The sequence below is a fragment of the Cyanobium sp. BA20m-14 genome, assembly GCF_024346295.1.
Genome location: NZ_JAGQCR010000026.1, coordinates 1 through 21,074 on the forward strand (window position 1 = coordinate 1; position 21,074 = coordinate 21,074).

The window sequence follows — 21,074 nt, forward strand, 5'->3', positions numbered from 1 at the left end:
AGCTCCAGCAGCCGGGCAGGCCGAATGGAATCGCAAATGGCGCCTCCGAATTGATCGTGCTCGCAGCGCCCTGGAACTGTTTGGTGCCCTCTACCAGCAGTGCTGGGATGTGGGTGTTGGCCCAGTCCCGCTCAAAGGCCGCATCGGTGCCGATGATGCCGCCGCCACCCTTTGGGAACAGATAGCGGACCGGCCGGCCATCCTTCCGGACGATCGGGGTATCCAGCCGGATCTGCGGCACCAGAGCCCCGCTCACGGTGCGCCAGACGGTGCCCATGCACGGCAGCACCTTCTCTCCCCAGCTGCGCAGCTCCCTGGGCAAATCCCGGGCCTCTGAAATCGTTTCCCAGAGGCTGATCCGGTCGTCGGTGATCGCGCTGGCGGCCAGGATCTCCCGATGCCTGGCACACAGGCGGGTCCGCTCGGCCCGCTCAGCCCGGGCGGCTGCCACCCCGGCCGCTGTCGGCTCGGCGGTGATCTCCGGGGGCTCTCCAGGTATTGGCACCGGGGCCGGCTCGGCCGATACTGCGGCCACCAGCTCCAGCTGCTGGCTGTGGCCTTTGCCGCCGGGGGCCGCCGCGGCCGTGTGAAGCTCATTCGACTTCGTGACAAGTACGCAGGACACATCCAGCTCGGGCTGGGGCTCAGGGTCAGGCACCACATCCACCTCCGGCCGGCGGGGCCGCGTCGATCTGGGCCTCCAGCTCTGGGCGCAGGGGATCCGGCAGCTTGCGCAGTTGTTCGATCCGGGCCTCTAGGGCCGCCAGGTTCCAGCGCCTCGGGCTAGTGGGCGTCAGGCCGTTGAGGTATTCGCGGCCGTGTTCCAACAGGCCCTGAGCAACCCAACGCTGCAGCGTGCTGCTGCTGATTCCACAGATCGCAACGGCGCGACCCGTAGGCATCCACTCCACCGCGGGGGTGTGGGGGGTTCTTCGTGTCATCAGACAGACGGGTTCTGTGAAAAACCCGCGCTGGCATCACGCCAGCGTCACCCCGATGGTCACCTCCAGCAGTTGCGGGTCCCGGCCTAGCCGGGCAGGGGAGGGTCGTACCTCTGTCCTCGGGCACGGCCCCTTGGGGAGGCCGCTTGATTCCTACCGGTCCAGTGACCCGAGGGCCAAGGGTGCCTACTCGCCTGCCGGTCCCATCTCCGGTGGTTCGAGGTGGTGAAGGTATGCCTGGTTGAGCTGCCCTGAGCAGGGCCCCTCTGGGATAGCGAGTGCCGTTCAGAGAACGGGGTTCCCTCCAGGTCGAATCCTGATAACGGCCCTCTATGTGACCGCAGCCAGTGGAATCCTGTAACGGGTCCAACCTAGTCCCAAATAGCCCGCCTGCCACCACCCACAGCGTCCGGCACCATCCGCGCCCTTGTCCCTAGTGGCATCACCCCGTAAGTGCGGAGGCTTGCTGGAGCCTGGACCGGGCCGCCACCACCGCCGCGGCCGTCTCCGCCTCACCGCTCCAACCCCCGTAGTGCTTCAGGTGCGTGGCCACGTTGTGCCCCATCAGCGCCGCCAGCACCCGGGGGCTCAGCCCATACAGCTGGCCCCCCCGCCAGGCGTACCCGTGCCGGCAGCTGTAGGTGCTCAGGCGGCCCTGGTGGGCGCCCAGCGCCTCGGCCCGCAGCGCCGCCCACTCCGGCACATGATCCGCCAGGTACCAGCCGAGCTTGGTGCTGATCGGCGTGTTGCCCCAGTCCGGCAGCCCCGCCGGGCCGCGCTCCGCCAGCAGCGCCAGCAGCTCGCGGCCCAGACCCACGGCCCCATCGGGTTCCAGGGCGTGCACCAGCCGATCCGCGCTCTTGCCGGCTGCGTTGCGCTTCACACCCTGCACCCGCAGCCCCAGGCCCTCAGGCCGGCAGCAGCCCAGCTCAATGGGCCGCAACCCGAACACCCCAGTCAGGCCAACCGCCAGCCGCCAGCTCGGATCCGGCACCGCCCGATACAGCCGCACCAGCTGGTCATCCAGCAGCGGTGTAGCCGGCTCGGCCCGATCCAACCGCTTGCCGATCAGCTCACCCAGGTTGGTCGGGGGCAGGTACCGGCTCGGCGCCCCACAGCGCTCCACCGCGAACACCAGGAACCGGGCCACATTGCCCACCCGCTCCCGACGCCCCTGCTTGCCGGGATCGGTGGGGTGGGCCGCCAGCACCGCATCCAGCACCGCGCGGCCATCCCGGGGAGTTGGGCGGTGGGCCAGCGCCGCCAGCGCTTCATTCACATGCCGGCCCTGGTGGTTCTTCCAGGTGCGGGCCGACAGCTCGCCGCTCACTTCCACCCGCTGGTGCCGATACCGCTCCGCCACCGCCGGCCACTCCACCGCACCGGAGCGGATCGCTGCCGCTGATCGGCCAGCCCCTTCCACATCCACCAGCTGGGCGGCTTCCGCCAGCCCCAGCCGCCTCTCAGTCATCAGCCCGGCCAGACGCTCCACAAGGGCCAGCAGGGCGGCCCCGCTACTGGGCGCCCATGGGGTGCTGACCGTGACGCTGCTGCGGGTGCCGTCGCTCCAGCGGCGGGTGATTTGAGTGCGGCCGCCCCGGTGCGGCCCCAGGGTCCACCCGCGGCCATGGTTGCTTTTCACCAGCTGGCGGATCTGAGCTTCCCAGGGCAGGGCAGCGCGGCGGGGCATGGGTGATCAGGGGCGGGGCGAAGGTCACAGCCGCCGCCGCCGCGGCCGAAAAAGTGGCGGCATTAGTGGCGGCATTTGGTGACGGATGGGACGCTAAACCACCCGAAACCGCTCCTGCCCGGGTCAGCGATTGATCAGTCCCAGTGCGCCTAGTAGCCCTGCCATAGCCATGAACCACAGCGGCGAGATACGGGTGCGCAGCATCAGCACACACACCAGCACCGAAACCAGCACGCCGGCTGCGTTGGTGTCAGCCGTGCGCAGAATCTTCAGGCCCACCGCAAACAGAATTCCCAAGGTGATCGGCCCCAGGCCCTGCTCGAAGGCACGGCGCCAAGGGGAATGCTCCAGCCGCTTCCAGCTGAGGCAGGCCAGCACCATCACCAAGGTGGATGGCAAGAGGATGGCCACCTCGGCGCCGTAGGCACTGAGCAGGGCCCAAAAAGGCCCTTCCGGCCAGCTCGCGCCCAGGCCAATCAAGCCCACCAACATCGAGCTGGGGCCCGGCGCCGCTTCAGCTAAGGCGTAGAGATCGGCGAACTGGGCATTGCTGAGCCAGCAGAACTGATCAACCGCCAGGTGGTGATACTCCGCCAGCAGGGTGTTGCCGCCGCCCAGGGAAAACAGCGACAGGGACAAAAACTGCCCGAGCACCTGGAGCAGGGTGCCCAGGTCGGAGAGCCGGGCTGGCGTACAGGCGGCAGCGGCAAGCAGCTCGCTCATGGCTGGGCAGGCCGCCGGGGCCAGTACCAGACCATGGCCAACGGAGCAGAGATCAGCACCACCGGAATCAAGCGCAGGTGCAACCAGGTAAGGGCCACAAAGACTGCCGCCGCCAGAACCAGGGCAAACAAATCCTTGGTGTACTGGTCAAGAATCTTGAATCCCATCGAGAGAGCCATCCCCGCCGCCGCCGCTACCACCCCAGCAAGCACCCGATCGACCGCAGGGATGCCGTGGAGCTGGAAATAGGCCAGGCCTACCGCCATCAGCAGGGTGAAGGGCACCAGCAACATGCCGGCCAGGGCCACCAGGGCACCGGCCAGGCCATGGAACTCGGCGCCGATATATACGGCCATGTTGATCTGGTTGGGCCCGGGGAAAAGGCGGGCCACGGTGAGGCCGGTGAGGAACTGCTCGTTAGTCATCCAACTGCGCTGCTCCACGACGATCCGCTGGCTCCAGGCGGACAGCCCACCACCAAAGGCTGAGAGGGCCACCTGGAGCATGCCCCAGAACAACTGGTCCAGGCTGGGACGGGGCGCCAATTTGGGCTCAGTCATGCACAAAATGGGGGTCGGGTGGCAATTCGCCCTCCTCATGCAGGCTCGGATCGAGGGGATCGGGGGCCTGGTATTTCTTGGCGGCATCCCAGTCAGCCTGGAAGGTGCTGCGCAGCCTGGCCACCACCTCCGGGGCGTCGGATTCGATGCCAAGTTCCCGGCGCAGGTCGAAGGCACTGCGATCGATATTCATCGAACCGGTCTGGGCGTAGGTGCCATCCACCAGCAACAGCTTGGCGTGCAGTTTCAGGTGTTTCTGGCGCCGCACCTTCACCCCGAACCGCTCCATCACCCGCAGGGAGGAGAAGGTGTCGTAGATGTCCCAATCGGAGATGCCGTGCTTGCCACCGCAGAGCAAGCGCACCTTCACCCCCCGCTCCCGGGCGGAGATGATCCGCTCGAGGATCACCGCATCCACGAATTTGGGATGCTGAATCCAGAGGGTTTCTCGCGCCAGATCAATGATCCGGGCCATCTGGCCGCGGCTGTGCACGCTGCTCCAAACCAGGCCCACGTGGAGGTTGGGATGGAAAAAAGTGCGGGCCCAGTCGGCCTCAAAGCCAGCAATCACCTCCTCGACCACCGGCGGGGCGTGGCTGACGATGCCGTAGTCGCGGGTTTCAGTGAAGTATTTGTCGCTGAGGTTGAAGGTGGAAATCAGGGCGCAGGAGCGATCCACCACCATCGATTTCTCGTGGGTCACCGGAAAGGCCTCGCTGGTCCAGGCCACCTCGATGCCCCATTCGCCCAGGCGGGCATGGGCCTCATCGTTCCAGCGGTCTCCGCCGGAGGTGTGGGGATTAAGCATGACCCGCACCTGCACGCCGCGCTGGTGGGCCCGCAGCAGGGCCTGCTCGATCGCCTCAGACTGCAGCTTGAACTGCTTGAGCAGCAGCGACTCCCGGGCGCCATCGATCAGGGCCACCACTGCCCCAGCCCCGTCATCGGGCATGACCAGCAGCTGCTGGTGGAGATGCTGGTGGAGAAGCTGGGGGGAGGAGGGATCCTTGGGCTCGGTCATCCCTGCGGTGGAGGGGGCTGACCCGTTGTAATCCAAGGGTCCCGGACGGCGATGCCAGCACCAAGACATCCGCGCCAGTAGTTAGGCCTTAACCTTTGGCCACTCCAGCCTCTGTTGTGACCGCCCCGTCTACCCGCTACATCCTGATCTGCTCCGGCAAGGGGGGCGTGGGCAAAACCACCCTCACCGCCAACCTGGGCATCGCCCTGGCCAAGCAGGGAGCCCGCACCGCCGTGCTCGATGCCGACTTCGGCCTGCGCAATCTCGACCTGCTGCTGGGGCTGGAGAACCGGATCGTCTACACCGCCCAGGAGGTGCTCTCGGAAAGCTGTCGGTTGGAGCAGGCCCTGGTGAAACACAAGCAGGAGCCAAACCTGGCCCTGCTGCCGGCGGGCAACCCGCGCATGCTCGAGTGGCTTCAGCCCGACGACATGAAAAAGATCGCAGCCCTGCTCGGCGACCATTTCGACTTTGTGCTCATCGACGCCCCCGCTGGCATTGAGGGCGGCTTCAAGAACGCCATGGCTGCTGCCCGCGAAGCGATCGTGGTGACCACGCCGGAGGTGTCGGCGGTGCGCGATGCCGACCGGGTGATCGGCCTGCTCAACAGTGAAGGGGTGAAGCCCATCCAGCTGGTGCTCAACCGGGTGCGGCCCAAGATGATGGCCAACCAGGAGATGCTCGCGGTGAGCGACGTCACCGACATCCTGGCCCTGCCCCTGCTGGGTCTGGTGCTGGAAGACGAGCAGGTGATCGTGAGCACCAACCGCGGTGAGCCCCTCACCCTCAATGGCAATGGTTCCCCGGCCGCCCGGGCCTACTCCAACGTGGCTCGCCGACTCCTAGGCGAAGACGTGCCCTTGATCGACCCGAGCAAGGAGCGCCAGGGCATCCGCGCGACGATCGGGCGGCTGATGCAAACCAAGATCTTCTGAAGCCGATGACCCTGCGCGATGTGATCAACAAACTTCTGGGCCTGCAACCCGCCAGTGCCAACACTGCCAAGCAGAGGTTGCAGCTGGTGCTTGCCCACGACCGCAGCGACCTCAACCCCGAACTGCTGCAGCAGATGCGTCGGGAGATTTTGGAGGTGGTGAGCCGCTATGTCGAAATCGACCTAGAAGAAGGCGACGTCACCCTGGAGACGGAAGACCGGGTGACAGCCCTGGTGGCCAATTTGCCGATTCGGCGCGCCAAGGTGCCATTCCCACCTGTCGAACAGACCTTCCAGGCCAAGCTCAGCTCCTGATTTCAGCAAGGCGCCACGGGCAGCCATAAAGCTCCAAGCAAGTGTGGGAAAGCTGAAGCAACCGCATTCAGGCCACCATGGGCGAAACTGCCAAGCCAGCAATCACGGCTGCTACCGACATCACCCCGGCAGAGATGCGGGTGCTGCAAGAACTGGAACAGGGCCACAGCAACAAGGCGATTGCCGCCGCCCTGATCGTCAGTCCCCGCACCGTGGAAAGTCACATGGCGAATTTGCTGGCTAAAACCGGCTGCCAAAGCCGCACCCAGCTCCTGCTATGGGCGATCGGCGGGAGATCGGCAGGCGATAAAGTTCTATGGGAAGGGCAGGTTTGACCACTTCCACTGCCGGCTTAGCTCAGTGGTAGAGCAGCGCTTTTGTAAAGCGAAGGCCATCGGTTCAAATCCGTTAGCCGGCTTCTGGTGATTTCCTGGTCCACCCCGTCCCTGAGCCATGCTCCCTAACCCCTCCCATCGATACGGCGGCTGGCGGCTGCCGCTAGCAAGATTTGCCGGCCTGCTCGTGCTGGCGCTGCAACTGGATCACCCAGGCCCTCTCCACGCCCAGTCGAACTCCCCGGATCAAACGCAAACGACCAAGCCAGCCGCTGGGGCCGCCTCGACCAGTGCCAAGGAACAGGCCCTGCTCGAGAAAATCCGCCAACTCAAGGCCCCCCGTTGGAAAACCTTTGGCCCCTGCCGCTACGACTGGAGCGCCTGGCGAATCGCTGAGGGAGGCGTGCGCACCACCACCAGCATCTGCGGATCCCCGGAAGTGACCAGCAAGGTGGCGGTTCACTGCGAAACCCTGCGGGTGAGCCGCCAATCCAGCGAGGGAACCTGGGGCGAATGGCGCCTGCCCCTATCCCTGGAGGAATCCAAGGGAGAAGGAGCGGAAGACCTGATGGTGGCCAACCTCTGTGCCAATGCCAAACCCCTACCTGCGGCCGTCAGCGAACCGCCGGGCGTCCCGCCAGCAGCCAAATCGCCAAAACCAGCAGCGTCCAAGGCAAAGCCCTGAGATCCAGCAGGGCAGGCAGCACCTGCAGAAAAGGCTCCATCAACCAGTGGAAGGCAGCCACCGCCAGAAGCACCACCAGAAAAAGGGCTGCCATGCGATCGCTCAAATCCCTGGAGGCAGTAGAGCACCAGCCCGCAAGACCTGCCAGCCCCCTCCCTCCCGCCAGGCCAGCACGGTGCTGGCCATGCCCCCGGCCTCCGGCCAGGGCATGGGGCCTAGCAGCGGCACAGCGGCAAACTGCCGGGCCGCCTCCTCTGCCGTGGTAGCGGGGGGCTGGCCGGAAACATTGGCACTGGTGGTGGCCAGCGGTCCACTGAGCTCCAGCAGGGCCAGGGCCTGAGGGCAGGCCGGCAGCCGCAACCCCAGGCTGCCACCGCCTGGGTTGAGGGCTTCGGCCACGGGGCCAATGGCCGGCAGCACCAGGGTGACTGCCCCCGGCCAAGCCCAGGCCGCCATCGCCAACCACTCGGGCCGGGCCGGGCGGCCGATGGACCCCAGCAAGGCCTCGGCATTGGCGGCCATCAGAATCAGGGGCTTCTCGGCTGGGCGGTGCTTCAGGGCCCAGAGTTGGTGGGCCTGGCTGGGACAACTCGCCAGGGCAGGCAAGGTGTCCGTGGGGAACAGGGCAGCCGATCCCCCCAGCAGGTGGGCGGCCAGTTCCGGGGGAGCAAGGGTGGGCAAGGGGTCAGACATCAAGCCAGCATCGCCGGGCCGAAACAAAGCGCTGCTGGCCCTCCAGATCGAGATGGGCTCGCACCTGCTCCAAACCCGCCAACGTCAGCAGCTCGATCACCGCCGCGCTTTGGTCGTGATGGTGCTCCAGCAGCAGTAGCCCACCAGGGGCAAGGGCGGCCCTGGCGCCTTGAGCCAAAGGCCGCAGGGCGCCAAGGCCATCGGCACCGCCATCGAGGGCAAGGGCGGGCTCGTGCTCCCGCACCCCCTGCTCCAGCTCAGCCCACACCGCCGTGGGGATGTAGGGCGGATTGCTCACCACCAGCTGCAGTTGTCCCCACAGGGGCAGCAGCGGCTGCCACCAGCTGCCCTCAAGCAGCCGCACCCGATCGCTCACCCCCGCCCGCTCCAGATTGACGCTCGACTGAGCAAGAGCTGCGGGGCTGGAGTCCACAGACCAACCGCTACTGGTGGGCCAGGCCAGGGCCAAGGCCAGGGCCAAACAGCCCGAACCGGTGCCCAAATCTGCCCATGGACCCGGGCAGTCTGGAGCCAGCTCCAGGGCCAGCTCAACCAGCAGCTCCGTTTCCTGACGCGGAATCAACACCCCCGGGCCCACAAGGAGTTCGAGGTCGCGCCAGGGGCAGCGACCCACCAGATATTGCAGGGGTTCGGCGGTGTGGAGATGGCGACGCCAAAGCTCCTCTATGTGGCTGGGATCCACCCTGAGCCGCACGAGCTGCTCGGGATGCAACCGCAACTGCTGCTGCTCGCGCCAGGGGATACCGCCAGCGAGGTCCACCAGCCAGTCAAAATCAGCCGGATGGCCGCCCAGGGCAAGCTGGCGACGGCGCCAGGCCAACCACCAGTTGCCATTGAGCTCAGTTGCCATTGAGCTCAGTCGCCATTGAGGTCACTCGCCATCTAGCTCACTCGCCACCTAGCTCACCCCCGCTTGAGCTCGACCCAGCCATGGCCCCAGGCTAGATCGGCCGCCAACACAGGCCCGGCTCCGCCCTCACCAGGCCCCCCAGCTCGAGGGCCAGCAGCCTGGGCGCCACCGCGGCAGCGGGCTGCTCCAAGCTGAGGCACAACTGCTCGAGGGAGGCGCCAAGGCCCAGGGCCGCCAACAGGGCTGAATCCCCGGGCGGCGAAGTATTTAGCCGCGACGAAGCGGATAGGCGAGGCGCAAGGGGACCCGCACCCAGCTGGCGAATCAGATCGGCCGGATCCAGCAGCACCGTTGCATCCTGGGCGAGCAGACGGTTGCTGCCGGCAGCAGAGGCCTTGCCGGCATCGGCAGGCACCACCCAGAGGGGCAACTCCTGTTCCATGGCCAGGGCCGCGGAATGGAGGGCGCCACTTTTGAGGGGACACTCCACAACCACCACGCCAGCTGCGAGCCCAACCTGCAGCCGGTTGCGAGCAGCAAAGTGACCGGCCTGAACCGCGGTGCCCGCTGGCAACTCACTCACCAGCAGCCCCCGAGCCGCCACCTCAGCCTGCAGCTGCTTGTGGTGCCTTGGGTACACCCGCTCCAGGGGCGTGCCCAAAACCGCCACCGGCTGCCCCCCCTGGGCCAGGCAACCCCGGTGCACCGCCCCGTCAATCCCTTCCGCCAAACCACTCACCACGGGCCAGCCGGCCTGGGCCAGGGCCGCCCCAATCGCCTCCGCCATTGCCAGCCCATGCAGGGAGGGGCGCCTGGTGCCAACCACCGCGATGGCTTGACGGCGGCGCAGCAGGGGCCACAACCAACCTTCGCCGCGCCAGTGAAGACGCAGGGGCGGCCGCTCCAGCGCCAGCAGCTCGGGGGGAAAGGCCGGATCGGCGGGCAGCAGCACCCGCCTCCCGCCCTGGAATTGTCGAGCCACCTCTGGCAAGGGATCTGGCCCCCAATGGGCCCGATACCGCTCCAATTGCCGGCAGCCCAGCGATCCCATACCCGCCAGGCCAGCGAAGGCCTCGGCAGGAGAGGCCCAGGCCGCCCCCCAGCCACAGAAGTTGTCCCGAATAGCCACCAGGCGGCTGGGGCCCACCCCGGGGCATCCAGACCAAAGCAGCCACCAGAGCCTTTGCTCCAGACTCCAGCCAGCGGCATCGGCGGCCCGCAGCAGGGGGCGATGCTGCTTGGCCGAGGGCTTGGCTGGTGACTTGGCTGGATGCTTGGCCGAGGGATTGGCTGAGGGCGAGGAGGATCGCGGGAGCGCAGCAACTGGGGCCATGTCATTTCAGTACAGGTGTACTGATACTAGGCCGATCCAGCCACAAGGATTGCCACCGCGGCCTCGAGGTCGGCTGGCAGCTTGCGCATCAGCCGCTGGCGCCCCGGCTCCCCAACCCCTTCGACCAACACCAGCTCCACCATGGCCTCGGCTGCCACCACCCCATCCGCGCCTAAAAAAAGGCTGCGCCAAGGGATTTTGAGGCCGCGCCGGGGCATCACTTCGCTCCAGATCCGAACGGCATCCCCATGCATCAGGGCCCGGCGGTAATCGATGGCCAGGCTGACCACCGGCAGTTCCAGGCCCCTGGCCGAGAGTTCGCTGTAGGCAACACCGGCCTTTGCCAGGGCTTCAACCCGGGCCTCCTCCAGCCAAGCCACATAGGCGCCATGCCACATCACACCGGCATGGTCTGTGTGCTGGGGCAGCACCCTTCGCTCCAGAATCCAACCCCCATCCGTAGGCTGCAGGGAAGACCGTTTCATCGTTTAACTCCCGTGTTTCGCAACGTACTGATCGCCGATTCCGGCAAGGGCCACGTTGAGGAGATGGTGCGCATGCTGCGCGACATCCCCACAGTTCGCCAAGCCCGCTTCAACCTGCTGCACGTAGTGCCCGAGCAGGTTGGCGAAAGCTTCACTGAGCACTCCCAGAAGGCAGCCGGCATTGCCGCTGAAGCGGTGCTGCGCCTGGGCCTCGACCCCGGGGAGGTGAACACAATCATCCGCCAGGGCGACACCAAGCAAACGGTGCTCAAGGTGGCCGATGAACTCAACAGCGACCTCATCGTGATGGGCTCCCGCGGCATGAACCGCCTCCAGGCCATCCTCAGCAACAGTGCCAGCCAGTACGTTTTCCAGCTCTCCACCAGGCCGATGCTGCTGGTGCGCGACGACCTCTACATCCGCCATATCAACCGGGTGATGGTCACCATCGACGGCACCGGCGTGGGGGACAACGCCCTCAAGCTGGCCTGTGAACTGGTGCGGGACATCCCCGGGGGCACCCTGACCGGCGTGCATGTGAGCCGTCAAGAGATCACCCCATCAAGGGGGGGCAAATCCCCTGCCGAAGAGACTGTGGGCAAGGCGATCCAGCGGGCCCGTGCCTTCGGCGTGGAGCTGACCACCGTTCAGCGCAGTGGCGAGGTGGGCCGCATGGTCTGCGCAGCCGCCGAAGAGCTCAAGGCCGACCTGCTGGTGATCGCCTCCCAGGACCGACGCCCGGTGGTGGCGCGGGGGCTGGTGGACATCGACCGCCTGCTGGGCAGCTCGGTGAGCGACTACATCCGGGTACATGCCCCAGCCCCAGTCCTGCTCGTGCGCGAACCGGAAGGCAGGAGTTAGCCGCCCTGGCGGCTGTTGGTCTGGATGTAAAGAATTATCAGGAAGACCGCAGGAACCAAAACGAATAAAAGGCTGGCGACAAAGCCGAGGTCGTTGGTTTCCATAACTGAGGGGGAAGTGCTGGGACGGTATCACCGCCGAATGGACGGTTTTCAGGAGGCTTCATCGCTCGTTGCGGTTGGCTCCTCCAGGGCGCCCTCCTGCTCGGGGGGAACGGGCCAGGCCGTGGGGCCGGGCGGCAGGGCCTGGGCCCTGGCTGCGGCCAGCAGGGCCTCCTGATCGGGCAAGCCCACCTGGGGACGGGTGAGCACCAGCACCGACTCCTGAACCAGGGCCTGACAGGCCAGACGCCAGGTCTGGGGGCGGCGGCGCAGTTTCTGGTCCTCCACGACGGTGCGTTCGCTCAGCGCCTGGCTAGCGCCACCCTCCGGAACGGCCACAAAACAGGTGATGCATTGGCCGCAGCCGCCGCAGTTGCCCAGGGTTCCCTTGAGCCCGTAGAGCTGGATGCCTTCCCGCAGGGCCACCTCCCGCAGGTTCTCGCCCGGGAAGCACTCCACGTCTCTGCCCTCGCGCACAAATCGGATCACGGGCATGGGGTACCTCCTGATGGGGGCTCAATTGTGGGTCCCATTGTGAGTCAGGCCGTTGCGGTCCGTTACCTAGGCCGCGCAGTGGCCAGGGCTCCCCTTACGATCGCAAAACCTACCCAGAACTACCCCCATGGGATTGCCCTGGTATCGGGTGCACACGGTCGTGATCAACGACCCGGGCCGTCTGCTCGCCGTGCACCTCATGCACACCGCCTTAGTTGCCGGCTGGGCCGGCTCGATGGCGCTCTACGAGCTCGCCATCTTCGACCCCTCCGACCAGGTGCTCAACCCCATGTGGCGCCAGGGCATGTTCGTCATGCCCTTCATGGCCCGCCTGGGGGTTACGGGCAGCTGGGGCGGCTGGAGCATCACCGGTGAGACCGGAGTTGATCCAGGCTTCTGGAGTTTTGAAGGCGTGGCAGCTGCCCACATCATTTTTAGTGGCCTGCTCTTCCTGGCCGCTATCTGGCACTGGACCTACTGGGATCTGGAGATCTGGCAGGACCCCCGCACCGGTGAACCAGCCCTCGATCTGCCCAAGATCTTCGGCATCCACCTGCTGCTCGCCGGCCTCGGCTGCTTTGGCTTTGGCGCCTTCCACCTCACCGGGGTCTTCGGGCCAGGGATGTGGGTGAGTGACCCCTACGGAATATCAGGTCACCTGGAGGCGGTTCAACCCTCCTGGGGCCCGGAGGGCTTCAACCCCTTCAATCCAGGCGGGATCGTCGCCCACCACATCGCAGCTGGAATCGTCGGCATCATCGCCGGCATCTTCCACATCACCACCCGCCCGCCCGAACGGCTCTACAAGGCCCTGCGCATGGGCAACATCGAAACCGTATTGGCCTCGGCTATCGCGGCGGTGTTATTTGCGGCCTTCATTGTGGCCGGCACCATGTGGTACGGAGCTGCGGCCACTCCAGTTGAACTGTTTGGCCCCACCCGCTACCAATGGGACCAGAGTTATTTCAAGACTGAGATCAACCGTCGAGTGCAGACCGCCCTCGACAACGGCGCAACGAAGGAGGCGGCCTATGCCTCGATTCCTGAGAAGCTGGCCTTCTATGACTACGTCGGCAACAGTCCTGCCAAAGGAGGCCTGTTCAGGGTGGGCCCGATGGTCAACGGTGACGGCCTGCCCACCGGCTGGCTGGGCCACATCAGCTTCACAGACAAGGACGGTCGGGATCTGGAAGTGCGCCGCCTGCCCAACTTCTTCGAGAACTTCCCTGTGATTCTCCTAGACCAAGAGGGCATCGTGCGGGCTGACATTCCCTTCCGCCGTGCTGAAGCGAAGTACTCCTTCGAGCAGACCGGCGTAACCGCAACCGTTTACGGCGGCGCCCTCAATGGTCAGGTCTTTACAGATCCGGCCGATGTCAAGCGCCTGGCCCGCAAGGCCCAGCTTGGGGAAGCATTCGAATTCGACCGGGAGACCTATCACTCCGACGGTGTCTTCCGTAGCTCGCCCCGCGGCTGGTTCACCTTTGGCCACGCCACCTTCGCCCTGCTGTTCTTCTTCGGCCACATCTGGCACGGTGCCCGCACCCTCTACCGAGATGTGTTCGCAGGTATCGATCCAGATCTGGGCGAACAGGTGGAATTCGGTCTGTTCCAGAAACTGGGCGACCGCTCCACCCGCCGCCTGCCGGAGGGCTTCGTGCCCCCAGCTGGTTCGCCCCTCAGCTGACCGCCAGACCCCTAGAGGAAATTCATGGAAAGCTTCGCGTACATCCTGATCCTGGCTCTGGCCATCTCTACCCTCTTCTTTGCCATCGCTTTCCGCGATCCCCCGAAGATCGGCAAATAACAGGCCAGCCCCCTTGGCCAAGCCCCTGCTTAAGCAGGGGCTTTTTTCATGGCAAATGGGTAATCAATGGAGCCCTTTCCAAATGAAAGTGGCGTGTCTAAACTTAAGAACCAAGCCCGGATGTTCGGGGATGCAATGCCCCTCTTGCCAACACACCGACAGCCGGGTGCTCGAATCTCGAGCGGCCGACAGTGGGCGCAGCGTGCGGCGGCGGCGCGAATGCCTCAACTGTGAATTTCGTTTCACCACCTATGAAAGGGTGGAAACGGTGCCGATCACTGTGGTGAAGCGCAACGGCACCCGGGAAACCTTCAACCGCGCGAAACTGCTCCATGGACTGTTGCGCGCCTGCGAAAAAACCGGCCTAGAACCTGCTCGGCTTGAAGCTGTGGTGGATGAAATCGAACTTGAGCTGCAGCAGCGCAGCGGCCGCGAAGTAACAAGCAGCGAAATCGGTGAACTTGTGCTGCGCCACCTCAGTGAGATGAGTGAGGTGGCCTACGTGCGCTTTGCCTCGGTTTATCGCCAATTCCAGGGCATCAGTGACTTCGTGGCCACCCTCGAGGGGCTCGACAAGCGCAACGGCGGCAGACGGAGCAAGCCGAGCCTGGCCGCAATCGGCTGAGGGCTGCCCAAGGGCCAAGGGGACCAAGGCCTGCCACGTTGGTAGAGTGTTGGATCTGACTGGGTCTGCTGGCGGGCAGATCGGTCACTCCCTTCGCACTGCCCCCGGCAGGCCGCCTTCTCCCATGACAGTGACCCCTTCCGAAGCCACCACTGAGACCGATCTAGACCTTGCAGCCGTCGAAACGGCCGAGGATCTCGACCTGGCCATTCCGGAAGAGGTGCCTACCGCCGATGACCCCAGCAGCCGGGCCAAATCGCGCAATGACGCCGATGGGGTGGGTTTCACCCTCGACGAGTTCGCGTCGCTGCTGAGCAAGTACGACTACAACTTCAAGCCCGGTGACGTGGTCAACGGCACCGTGTTTGCCCTCGAATCGAAGGGCGCCATGATTGACATTGGCGCCAAAACAGCCGCCTTCATGCCCCTCCAGGAGGTGTCGATCAACCGGGTGGAGGGCCTGAGCGACGTGCTCCAGCCCGGCGAGATCCGGGAGTTCTTCATCATGAGTGAGGAGAACGAAGACGGCCAGCTCTCGCTTTCGATCCGCCGCATCGAATACCAGCGCGCCTGGGAGCGGGTGCGTCAGCTGCAAAAAGAAGACGCCACCATCTACAGCGAGGTGTTCGCCACCAACCGCGGCGGCGCCCTGGTGCGGGTTGAAGGCCTGCGCGGCTTCATTCCCGGCAGCCACATCAGCACCCGCAAGGCCAAGGAAGAACTGGTGGCCGACTTCCTGCCGCTCAAGTTTCTGGAGGTGGATGAGGAGCGCAACCGCCTGGTGCTGAGCCATCGCCGCGCCCTGGTTGAACGCAAGATGAATCGCCTCGAGGTGGGCGAAGTGGTGCTCGGCACCGTTCGCGGTATCAAGCCCTACGGCGCCTTCATCGACATCGGCGGCGTCAGCGGCCTGCTGCACATCTCTGAAATCAGCCACGAGCACATCGAGACACCTCACACGGTGCTCAATGTCAACGATCAGATGAAGGTGATGATCATCGACCTGGATGCCGAGCGGGGCCGGATCTCCCTCTCGACCAAGGCCCTCGAGCCCGAGCCCGGCGACATGCTCACCGATCCCCAGAAAGTGTTCGATAAAGCCGAGGAAATGGCCGCCCGCTACAAGCAGATGCTGCTTGAGCAGGCCGAAGACAATGAGCCCATGGGGGTCACCCTGGACTGAGGGCGCCCAATCGCCGCAGTTCCTAATGGCACAACTGCTCCTGCGGGGCCAGACCCTGGCAGACGACAGGGGCATCCCCCACCAGATCGAAGCGGTGCTGTTCGACAAGGACGGCCCCCTTTCAATCAGCGAGCCCATGCTCCATGCCCTGGCCTCGGCCAGGGTTTCAGTTGCCAGCAAGCTGTTGGCCCAGGGCCATCCCGAGCTTGCCGCCGTCAGAGGGGATGAACTGGTCGAGCTCCTCGGCCGAGCCTATGGATTGGGCGAGCAGGCGATCGATCCGGCCGGAGCCACGGCCGTGGGCTCCCGCCAGCACAACCTGATCTCCACTGCCACGGCCCTGGCCCAGGTGGGGCTGGGCTGGCCCGAAGCCCTGGCGTTGGGCGAAAGCGTGTTCACCGCCACCGATGGCCTGCATGGCCAGGGCAGCCAGCGACGGCCGATCGCCACCCCCGGCCTCCATCAACTGGTGGAGGCCCTTGGCAGAGCAGCGGTGGCCTGTGCCGTGATCAGCAATGACGATGGGGCTGGCATCGCAGCATTTCTGGCCAGCGCAAACCTCACCTGTCAGTTCCAGGCGCACTGGAGCGCCGATCACACCCCCCACAAGCCCGACCCCGCAGCCGTGTACGCCCTTTGCGCCAGCCTGGGGGTACCGCCCAACCACTGTGCCCTGATCGGAGATGCCAACAGCGATCTGCGGATGGCAAAGCAGGCCGGAGTGCCCGTGGTGATCGGCTACACCGCCGGCTGGAGCTCGCCCCCTCCCCTCGATCCCTGCTTCCCCTGTCTGAGCCACTGGAGTGAGCTTGAAGTGAGAGTCAGCGGCGCATAGGCTGGGCTGACATTTGGCCTAGGCCGCATGAGCCGCTACGTCTTCACCTCCGAGTCGGTAACCGAAGGTCACCCCGACAAAATCTGTGACCAGGTGAGCGATGCGGTGCTCGATGCCCTGCTGGCCCAGGACCCGGCCTCCCGGGTGGCCTGCGAAACCGTTGTGAATACGGGCCTCTGCCTGATCACCGGCGAAGTCACCACCACGGCCAGGGTCGACTTCAACACCCTTGTGCGGGGGGTGATCAACCAGATCGGCTACGCCGGTGCCCGCGCCGGCGGCTTCGACGCCCACAGCTGTGCCGTGCTGGTGGCCCTGGATCAACAGTCGCCTGACATCGCCCAGGGGGTGAATGAGGCCGACGACCACGACGGCGATCCCCTGGATCTGATCGGTGCGGGAGATCAGGGGATCATGTTTGGCTACGCCTGCAATGAGACCCCCGAGCTGATGCCCTTGCCGATCAGCCTGGCCCACCGCCTGGCTCGGCGCCTGGCGGAGGTGCGCCACAACGGCAGCCTGGGTTACCTGCTGCCGGACGGCAAGACCCAGGTGAGCGTCGTCTACGAAGACGATCGCCCGGTGGCGATTGACACGATCCTGATCTCCACCCAACACACCGCGGAGATTGATGGAATTTCTGAAGAGAAGGCCATACGCGAGCGCATCGCTACCGACCTCTGGACCCATGTGGTGGAGCCCGCCACCGCCGACCTGGCCCTCAAGCCCTCCCAGGCAGATACTCGCTTCCTGGTGAACCCCACCGGCAAGTTTGTGGTGGGCGGCCCCCAGGGTGATGCCGGCCTGACGGGCCGCAAAATCATCGTCGACACTTACGGCGGCTACGCCCGCCATGGCGGCGGCGCCTTCTCCGGCAAGGATCCCACCAAGGTGGATCGCTCTGCTGCCTACGCCGCCCGCTATGTGGCCAAGGCCCTAGTGGCTGCAGACCTGGCCAGCAAAGTGGAAGTGCAACTGAGCTACGCCATCGGCGTGGCAAGGCCCGTGAGCATTCTGGTGGAGAGCTTTGGCACGGGCGCCATCAGCAACGCCGATCTCACTGCCCTGGTGCATGAGCACTTCGACCTGCGTCCAGGCGCCATCATCGAAACCTTCAGCCTGCGCACCCTCCCCCAGCAGAGGGGCGGCCGCTTCTACCAGGACGTCGCCGCCTACGGCCACTTCGGCCGCAGCGACCTCGACCTGCCCTGGGAGGACGTGACCACCATCGCCGCCACGCTCAAGCAGGCCACCGCAGCCCAGGTAGCCGCCTGAGTTCCAAGCCCCAGCCCCAGCCCCAGCCCGGCGGGTGAAAACACCACTCGCCCTGGGGGTGGATCTGGGCAGCAGCGGCCTGCGGATTGCCCTGGTGGCTGCCCATGGGCCACAGCTGGTCACGGAGGTCGGCCCGTACCCCAATGGGCTGGAAGATCCCCTTGGCTGGGCCAGCGGATTTGAGGCCCTCTGCGCCAGGCTGCCCGCCGCAACCCGAATCCGCATCGGCGCCGTCGCCGTTGCCGGCACCTCCGGCACCCTGCTGCTCTGCCGCCCCACAGGGGAACCGGGCCCCGGCAGCTTGGGGCTTGCCCTCCCCTATCACCGGGCCTGCGGCGATCAGGCCGAAGCTGCTGCCGCCCTGGCAGGATCCGGGCCAGCCACCAGTGCCAGCGGCAGCCTGGCCCGGGGCCTGCACCTTCTCGCCCAGGCCGATCTGGCCGGCGAAGCTGGGCCCTGGTTATGGCGCCATCAGGCCGACTGGCTGATGGGGTGGCTGCTGGGCGACTGGCGCTGGGGGGAAGAGGGCAACAACCTGCGCCTGGGCTGGGACCTCCAACGCCAGGCCTGGAGCGGATCGATTGCTCAGCAGTGCTGGGCCCCAGCCCTGCCGGAGATATGCGCCAGTGGCGCGGTGCTCGGCAGCATGGCGCCCAAGCTGGCGGAGCGGCTGGGGCTACCCCGCCACTGCCGGGTGGTGGCGGGCACTACGGATGCCAACGCCGGGGTGCTGGCAGCGGCTCCCGCCGCAGGCGAGGGCATCACCGTGCTGGGCACCACCCTGGTGTTGAAACAGTTCAGCCCGGGGCCGATCCAGGGGCCTGGCATCAGCTGCCATCGGGTGGGGGGGCGCTGGCTGGTGGGGGGTGCCTCTAATGCCGGAGCTGGCATCCTGCGGCGCTTCTTCAGTGATCAGCAGATTGGCGAACTCAGCCGCCAGATTGCCCCCAGCCAGCCCACCGGCCTGCGGCTCCGCCCCATGACGGCCCGCGGGGAACGCTTTCCCGTGGACGACCCAGGCCTGGAGCCGCGGCTGGAACCTCGACCGATCAGCGATGCCCTTTACCTCCAGGCCCTGCTGGAGGGACTCACGGCCATCGAACGGGAGGGCTGGCAGCGGCTGCGCCAGGCTGGCGCCCCACCACTGGAGAGGGTGATCAGCCTGGGAGGTGGGGCCCGGAATCCCCAATGGCGTCGCCTGCGGCAGCAGAGCCTGGGGGTTCCGGTGCTGAATCGTCCTGGCCTCTGCGCCGCCCTCGGCATGGCCAGACTGGCAGCATCCGCCCTCAGCAGCGATGAATGAACGCCTGCGCTCCGTGATCGCCATGGGGCTCTTCGTAGTGCTGGCCGGCTACGTGGGCTTCAGCGCCATCCGCCTCGGCCTGCTGCTCTGGCAGCGGTTCGGGGCTGGTTGAACCAGAATCCAAACCAACCTCCCCAGCTCCGCGCCATGGCCGCCGACCCCCTCAGCTCCGCCGTAAGTGATCGGATCTGCAGACACATGAACGACGACCATGCCGAAGCGGTGCTGGCCTTCGCCCGCCATTACGGCGGCATCAGCGCCGCTGAGCAGGCCAGCATGCTCAGCGTCAGGCCCGAGGCGATGGACCTCCAGGTGGATGGCGCCACCGTCACGGTGCCCTTCGACCACAGCCTCAGCGACAGCGAGGATGCCCACCGCACCCTGGTGGCCATGCTGCGGGCCTTACCAGGCTGAGCTGGCCAGTTGTGGGAAGCCTGAAAGGGCTACCCCATCTGGCCATGGCAATCCTCAAACTGCTGCCCCTGCACTGGATCGCCCAGCCCCCCAGCCTCCAGGCCGAACTGGTGGCCGAGTTGCCCCGGGGGGGGATCAAGGGCTCGGCCCCCCTGACCTGGTGGGCTGCGGGGCTCTACGGGGGCCTGTTGCGTCGCCAGCTGCTGCACCTGCGCACGAGCCCCAAACCCCCGCTGGTCGGAGCCCTGATCCAGGAGCTGGTCGCAGGCCTGCGCCGGGAGCCCTGGACCCAGCCCCCCCTGCTGGTGCCGATTCCCAGCTGGAAGCGCCAGGGCAACCCCCTGCCGGCTCTGCTGAGCAGGTGCCTTACCTGGCAACTTGACTGGCGCCAGGAGCCCCTGCTGCTGCGGAGCCGGCCCGTGCTCGGCCAGCACCACCTGGGCCGCGAATTGCGCTGGGCCAACCAGGCCGGAGCATTTCGCTGTTCCTCACCGCTGGCGGGCCAACGGCGCCCGGTGCTCCTGATCGACGACATTCTCACCACCGGTGCCACCGCCTGCGCCGCCGCCGCCGCCCTGGGCGAGCGGGGCTGGCTGGTGGCAGGAATGGTCTGCCTGGGGAAAACCCCCAGACGAGACCGTGATCTAAGATCTGTAAGCCGCTGCGGCGGTGGGCCGGGATAGCTCAGTTGGTAGAGCAGGCGACTGAAAATCGCCGTGTCCCCAGTTCAAATCTGGGTCCTGGCATTCTGTGATTGAGACACATGGCGCCAGATATGGTGCCTGTAGGTCATTAGTTGGTGCCCTAGGCACTACATACAGGTCTCATTCCAAGATCCCGCCAGATTTGGCGCCACTGCCGAACGGTATGGGAACGGTATGGGATTAGGCGTCATTGGTCTCAGGAGACAGGGCACCCAGATTCCCCATACCGCACGACTCCGAGGAGCACCAGCAAACCCCGTTCGGAAACCCATGGGTTGCTCTACCAATGAGGAGGCTGGCAAAAATCAGGCGTTTGAACCCCTAAAAGCGTTCGGCAAGGCTGTTCGGGTGCTATCCTTTGGAAACAGTCACCCTTTCCGAACAAGTGGGTAGAAAAATTGGATATGGACGGACATCAACCATCCACCAGCAACAGGGACTGGATGCTCAAGTCCAGGAACTGAGGGATGCGGGATGCGAAGAGGTCTTCTCTGAACGGGTCAGTAGCACCACGCCCCTGGAGAAGAGGCATCAACTCCGCACCTGTCTATCGGTGCTTCAGAAGGGCGACATCCTGGTGGTCTCCAAACTTGACCGACTTGGGAGGTCGCAAGTTGAGGTCATCAACCGACTCAACGAGCTTCAGCACCAAGGAATCAAGGTCAAGACCCTAGATGGTCTCATAGACACTTCTGCTCTTGGGCAACTTGCTCCACTCGTCGTGGGACTGCTGACAGGCCTTTCGGAGGTGGAAAGGTCCCTAATACAGGAACGAAGCAGGGAGTCCGTGGAGTTCAGACGAAAGAACGGAGGAAACCTGGGTGGAAGACCCAAGACATCCAACACGAAGCAGTCGCTGCTCATCCGACTTCGTGGAGAAGGGGA

27 protein-coding genes and 2 tRNA genes are annotated in these 21,074 nt (G+C 65.6%); 17 read left to right on the forward strand and 12 right to left on the reverse strand.

What is annotated here, in order from left to right; translation table 11 throughout:
* The 6 genes from KBZ07_RS04120 to KBZ07_RS04145 all read right to left on the reverse strand — a co-directional run.
* Positions 1–658: hypothetical protein (locus KBZ07_RS04120; RefSeq protein WP_254930426.1), on the reverse strand; the 658-nt coding region annotated here is incomplete at its 3' end.
* Positions 651–941: a hypothetical protein gene (locus KBZ07_RS04125; RefSeq protein ID WP_254930427.1), complete on the reverse strand. Its 291-nt coding sequence runs from the start codon at positions 939–941 to the stop codon at positions 651–653. The genes KBZ07_RS04120 and KBZ07_RS04125, both read right to left, overlap by 8 nt.
* Positions 942–1,383: 442 nt before the next feature.
* On the reverse strand, positions 1,384–2,631 hold the full coding sequence (locus KBZ07_RS04130) for a hypothetical protein (RefSeq protein WP_254930428.1): 1,248 nt from the start codon (positions 2,629–2,631) through the stop codon (positions 1,384–1,386).
* Positions 2,632–2,754: 123 nt separating this feature from the next.
* Positions 2,755–3,354, reverse strand: a complete 600-nt coding sequence (locus KBZ07_RS04135; RefSeq protein ID WP_254930429.1) for a chromate transporter — start codon at positions 3,352–3,354, stop codon at positions 2,755–2,757.
* Positions 3,351–3,914 (reverse strand): chromate transporter, encoded by a 564-nt coding sequence (locus tag KBZ07_RS04140; RefSeq protein ID WP_254930430.1) that lies wholly within the window; start codon positions 3,912–3,914, stop codon positions 3,351–3,353. The genes KBZ07_RS04135 and KBZ07_RS04140 overlap by 4 nt, the downstream gene beginning before the upstream one ends.
* Positions 3,907–4,935 carry a phospholipase D-like domain-containing protein gene (locus tag KBZ07_RS04145; RefSeq protein WP_254930431.1) on the reverse strand — a complete coding sequence of 343 codons (1,029 nt, stop codon included), beginning with the start codon at positions 4,933–4,935 and terminating at the stop codon, positions 3,907–3,909. The genes KBZ07_RS04140 and KBZ07_RS04145 overlap by 8 nt, the downstream gene beginning before the upstream one ends.
* Positions 4,936–5,051: 116 nt before the next feature.
* On the opposite strand from KBZ07_RS04145, the gene minD reads away from it, so the two are divergent.
* The 5 genes from minD to KBZ07_RS04170 all read left to right on the forward strand — a co-directional run bounded on the left by minD (position 5,052) and on the right by KBZ07_RS04170 (position 7,204).
* Positions 5,052–5,870: a septum site-determining protein MinD gene (gene minD, locus KBZ07_RS04150; RefSeq protein ID WP_197148089.1), complete on the forward strand. Its 819-nt coding sequence runs from the start codon at positions 5,052–5,054 to the stop codon at positions 5,868–5,870.
* 5 nt (positions 5,871–5,875) lie between these two features.
* Complete coding sequence (gene minE / locus KBZ07_RS04155) at positions 5,876–6,184, forward strand: cell division topological specificity factor MinE (RefSeq protein ID WP_254930432.1); 309 nt, start codon at positions 5,876–5,878, stop codon at positions 6,182–6,184.
* Between the two features lie 77 nt (positions 6,185–6,261).
* Positions 6,262–6,519: a response regulator transcription factor gene (locus KBZ07_RS04160; protein ID WP_254930433.1), complete on the forward strand. Its 258-nt coding sequence runs from the start codon at positions 6,262–6,264 to the stop codon at positions 6,517–6,519.
* A gap of 11 nt (positions 6,520–6,530) precedes the next feature.
* A tRNA-Thr gene (locus KBZ07_RS04165) sits at positions 6,531–6,602 on the forward strand.
* A 35-nt stretch (positions 6,603–6,637) separates the two neighbouring features.
* Positions 6,638–7,204 (forward strand): hypothetical protein, encoded by a 567-nt coding sequence (locus tag KBZ07_RS04170; protein WP_254930434.1) that lies wholly within the window; start codon positions 6,638–6,640, stop codon positions 7,202–7,204.
* Between the two features lie 102 nt (positions 7,205–7,306).
* On the opposite strand, the gene KBZ07_RS04175 is transcribed toward KBZ07_RS04170, so the two are convergent.
* The 4 genes from KBZ07_RS04175 to KBZ07_RS04190 all read right to left on the reverse strand — a co-directional run bounded on the left by KBZ07_RS04175 (position 7,307) and on the right by KBZ07_RS04190 (position 10,586).
* Entirely contained in the window at positions 7,307–7,897 is a 591-nt protein-coding gene (locus tag KBZ07_RS04175; protein WP_254930435.1) for an L-threonylcarbamoyladenylate synthase, read from the reverse strand.
* Positions 7,890–8,768 carry a peptide chain release factor N(5)-glutamine methyltransferase gene (gene prmC, locus KBZ07_RS04180; RefSeq protein ID WP_254930436.1) on the reverse strand — a complete coding sequence of 293 codons (879 nt, stop codon included), beginning with the start codon at positions 8,766–8,768 and terminating at the stop codon, positions 7,890–7,892. The genes KBZ07_RS04175 and prmC overlap by 8 nt, the downstream gene beginning before the upstream one ends.
* Before the next feature lie 91 nt (positions 8,769–8,859).
* Positions 8,860–10,101 (reverse strand): DNA-processing protein DprA, encoded by a 1,242-nt coding sequence (locus tag KBZ07_RS04185; protein ID WP_254930437.1) that lies wholly within the window; start codon positions 10,099–10,101, stop codon positions 8,860–8,862.
* Positions 10,102–10,127: 26 nt separating this feature from the next.
* Entirely contained in the window at positions 10,128–10,586 is a 459-nt protein-coding gene (locus tag KBZ07_RS04190) for an acyl-CoA thioesterase (protein WP_254930438.1), read from the reverse strand.
* Between the two features lie 12 nt (positions 10,587–10,598).
* Between KBZ07_RS04190 and KBZ07_RS04195 the strand changes: the two genes are divergently transcribed.
* Positions 10,599–11,447, forward strand: a complete 849-nt coding sequence (locus tag KBZ07_RS04195) for a universal stress protein (protein ID WP_254930439.1) — start codon at positions 10,599–10,601, stop codon at positions 11,445–11,447.
* Here KBZ07_RS04195 and psbM read toward each other — a convergent pair.
* Entirely contained in the window at positions 11,444–11,551 is a 108-nt protein-coding gene (gene psbM / locus KBZ07_RS04200; RefSeq protein WP_015109223.1) for a photosystem II reaction center protein PsbM, read from the reverse strand. The two genes, KBZ07_RS04195 and psbM, sit on opposite strands and share 4 nt — an antisense overlap.
* A gap of 48 nt (positions 11,552–11,599) precedes the next feature.
* Positions 11,600–12,043: a 2Fe-2S iron-sulfur cluster-binding protein gene (locus KBZ07_RS04205; protein ID WP_254930440.1), complete on the reverse strand. Its 444-nt coding sequence runs from the start codon at positions 12,041–12,043 to the stop codon at positions 11,600–11,602.
* 127 nt (positions 12,044–12,170) lie between these two features.
* On the opposite strand from KBZ07_RS04205, the gene psbB reads away from it, so the two are divergent.
* The 11 genes from psbB to KBZ07_RS04260 form a co-directional block, all read left to right on the forward strand.
* Positions 12,171–13,730: a photosystem II chlorophyll-binding protein CP47 gene (psbB, locus tag KBZ07_RS04210; protein WP_254930441.1), complete on the forward strand. Its 1,560-nt coding sequence runs from the start codon at positions 12,171–12,173 to the stop codon at positions 13,728–13,730.
* Positions 13,731–13,754: 24 nt separating this feature from the next.
* Positions 13,755–13,850 (forward strand): photosystem II reaction center protein T, encoded by a 96-nt coding sequence (locus KBZ07_RS04215; RefSeq protein ID WP_010314684.1) that lies wholly within the window; start codon positions 13,755–13,757, stop codon positions 13,848–13,850.
* Between the two features lie 130 nt (positions 13,851–13,980).
* Positions 13,981–14,475: a transcriptional regulator NrdR gene (gene nrdR / locus KBZ07_RS04220; protein ID WP_254930442.1), complete on the forward strand. Its 495-nt coding sequence runs from the start codon at positions 13,981–13,983 to the stop codon at positions 14,473–14,475.
* Positions 14,476–14,599: 124 nt separating this feature from the next.
* Complete coding sequence (locus KBZ07_RS04225) at positions 14,600–15,658, forward strand: 30S ribosomal protein S1 (RefSeq protein ID WP_254930443.1); 1,059 nt, start codon at positions 14,600–14,602, stop codon at positions 15,656–15,658.
* Positions 15,659–15,683: 25 nt separating this feature from the next.
* Positions 15,684–16,493, forward strand: a complete 810-nt coding sequence (locus KBZ07_RS04230; RefSeq protein ID WP_254930444.1) for an HAD family hydrolase — start codon at positions 15,684–15,686, stop codon at positions 16,491–16,493.
* 27 nt (positions 16,494–16,520) lie between these two features.
* Positions 16,521–17,768: a methionine adenosyltransferase gene (gene metK / locus KBZ07_RS04235; protein ID WP_254930445.1), complete on the forward strand. Its 1,248-nt coding sequence runs from the start codon at positions 16,521–16,523 to the stop codon at positions 17,766–17,768.
* Between the two features lie 34 nt (positions 17,769–17,802).
* A complete protein-coding gene (locus tag KBZ07_RS04240) occupies positions 17,803–19,071 on the forward strand; it encodes an FGGY-family carbohydrate kinase (RefSeq protein WP_254930446.1) in 1,269 nt (422 codons plus the stop codon).
* 147 nt (positions 19,072–19,218) lie between these two features.
* The gene (locus KBZ07_RS04245) at positions 19,219–19,485 is read left to right on the forward strand and encodes a DUF2470 domain-containing protein (protein WP_254930447.1); all 267 of its coding nucleotides are present in this window, start codon (positions 19,219–19,221) and stop codon (positions 19,483–19,485) included.
* Positions 19,486–19,529: 44 nt separating this feature from the next.
* A complete protein-coding gene (locus KBZ07_RS04250) occupies positions 19,530–20,168 on the forward strand; it encodes a ComF family protein (RefSeq protein ID WP_254930448.1) in 639 nt (212 codons plus the stop codon).
* Positions 20,159–20,231, forward strand: a tRNA-Phe gene (locus KBZ07_RS04255). The genes KBZ07_RS04250 and KBZ07_RS04255 overlap by 10 nt, the downstream gene beginning before the upstream one ends.
* A gap of 316 nt (positions 20,232–20,547) precedes the next feature.
* On the forward strand, positions 20,548–21,074 hold a 527-nt coding region (locus KBZ07_RS04260), incomplete at its 3' end, for a recombinase family protein (RefSeq protein WP_254930449.1).

What these genes read in the sequence shown, in the direction of transcription:
- prmC (WP_254930436.1), bottom strand. Translation starts at nt 8,768, where the DNA reads ATGGCAACTGAGCTCAATGGCAACTGGTGGTTGGCCTGGCGCCGTCGC.
- KBZ07_RS04185 (WP_254930437.1), bottom strand. Translation starts at nt 10,101, where the DNA reads ATGGCCCCAGTTGCTGCGCTCCCGCGATCCTCCTCGCCCTCAGCCAAT.
- KBZ07_RS04145 (WP_254930431.1), bottom strand. Translation starts at nt 4,935, where the DNA reads ATGACCGAGCCCAAGGATCCCTCCTCCCCCCAGCTTCTCCACCAGCAT.
- nrdR (WP_254930442.1), top strand. Translation starts at nt 13,981, where the DNA reads ATGCAATGCCCCTCTTGCCAACACACCGACAGCCGGGTGCTCGAATCT.
- psbB (WP_254930441.1), top strand. Translation starts at nt 12,171, where the DNA reads ATGGGATTGCCCTGGTATCGGGTGCACACGGTCGTGATCAACGACCCG.
- KBZ07_RS04160 (WP_254930433.1), top strand. Translation starts at nt 6,262, where the DNA reads ATGGGCGAAACTGCCAAGCCAGCAATCACGGCTGCTACCGACATCACC.
- KBZ07_RS04225 (WP_254930443.1), top strand. Translation starts at nt 14,600, where the DNA reads ATGACAGTGACCCCTTCCGAAGCCACCACTGAGACCGATCTAGACCTT.
- KBZ07_RS04215 (WP_010314684.1), top strand. Translation starts at nt 13,755, where the DNA reads ATGGAAAGCTTCGCGTACATCCTGATCCTGGCTCTGGCCATCTCTACC.
- KBZ07_RS04230 (WP_254930444.1), top strand. Translation starts at nt 15,684, where the DNA reads ATGGCACAACTGCTCCTGCGGGGCCAGACCCTGGCAGACGACAGGGGC.
- KBZ07_RS04175 (WP_254930435.1), bottom strand. Translation starts at nt 7,897, where the DNA reads ATGTCTGACCCCTTGCCCACCCTTGCTCCCCCGGAACTGGCCGCCCAC.
- KBZ07_RS04170 (WP_254930434.1), top strand. Translation starts at nt 6,638, where the DNA reads ATGCTCCCTAACCCCTCCCATCGATACGGCGGCTGGCGGCTGCCGCTA.
- KBZ07_RS04190 (WP_254930438.1), bottom strand. Translation starts at nt 10,586, where the DNA reads ATGAAACGGTCTTCCCTGCAGCCTACGGATGGGGGTTGGATTCTGGAG.
- KBZ07_RS04125 (WP_254930427.1), bottom strand. Translation starts at nt 941, where the DNA reads ATGACACGAAGAACCCCCCACACCCCCGCGGTGGAGTGGATGCCTACG.
- psbM (WP_015109223.1), bottom strand. Translation starts at nt 11,551, where the DNA reads ATGGAAACCAACGACCTCGGCTTTGTCGCCAGCCTTTTATTCGTTTTG.
- KBZ07_RS04205 (WP_254930440.1), bottom strand. Translation starts at nt 12,043, where the DNA reads ATGCCCGTGATCCGATTTGTGCGCGAGGGCAGAGACGTGGAGTGCTTC.
- KBZ07_RS04130 (WP_254930428.1), bottom strand. Translation starts at nt 2,631, where the DNA reads ATGCCCCGCCGCGCTGCCCTGCCCTGGGAAGCTCAGATCCGCCAGCTG.
- KBZ07_RS04140 (WP_254930430.1), bottom strand. Translation starts at nt 3,914, where the DNA reads ATGACTGAGCCCAAATTGGCGCCCCGTCCCAGCCTGGACCAGTTGTTC.
- KBZ07_RS04250 (WP_254930448.1), top strand. Translation starts at nt 19,530, where the DNA reads ATGGCAATCCTCAAACTGCTGCCCCTGCACTGGATCGCCCAGCCCCCC.
- metK (WP_254930445.1), top strand. Translation starts at nt 16,521, where the DNA reads ATGAGCCGCTACGTCTTCACCTCCGAGTCGGTAACCGAAGGTCACCCC.
- KBZ07_RS04245 (WP_254930447.1), top strand. Translation starts at nt 19,219, where the DNA reads ATGGCCGCCGACCCCCTCAGCTCCGCCGTAAGTGATCGGATCTGCAGA.
- KBZ07_RS04135 (WP_254930429.1), bottom strand. Translation starts at nt 3,354, where the DNA reads ATGAGCGAGCTGCTTGCCGCTGCCGCCTGTACGCCAGCCCGGCTCTCC.
- minE (WP_254930432.1), top strand. Translation starts at nt 5,876, where the DNA reads ATGACCCTGCGCGATGTGATCAACAAACTTCTGGGCCTGCAACCCGCC.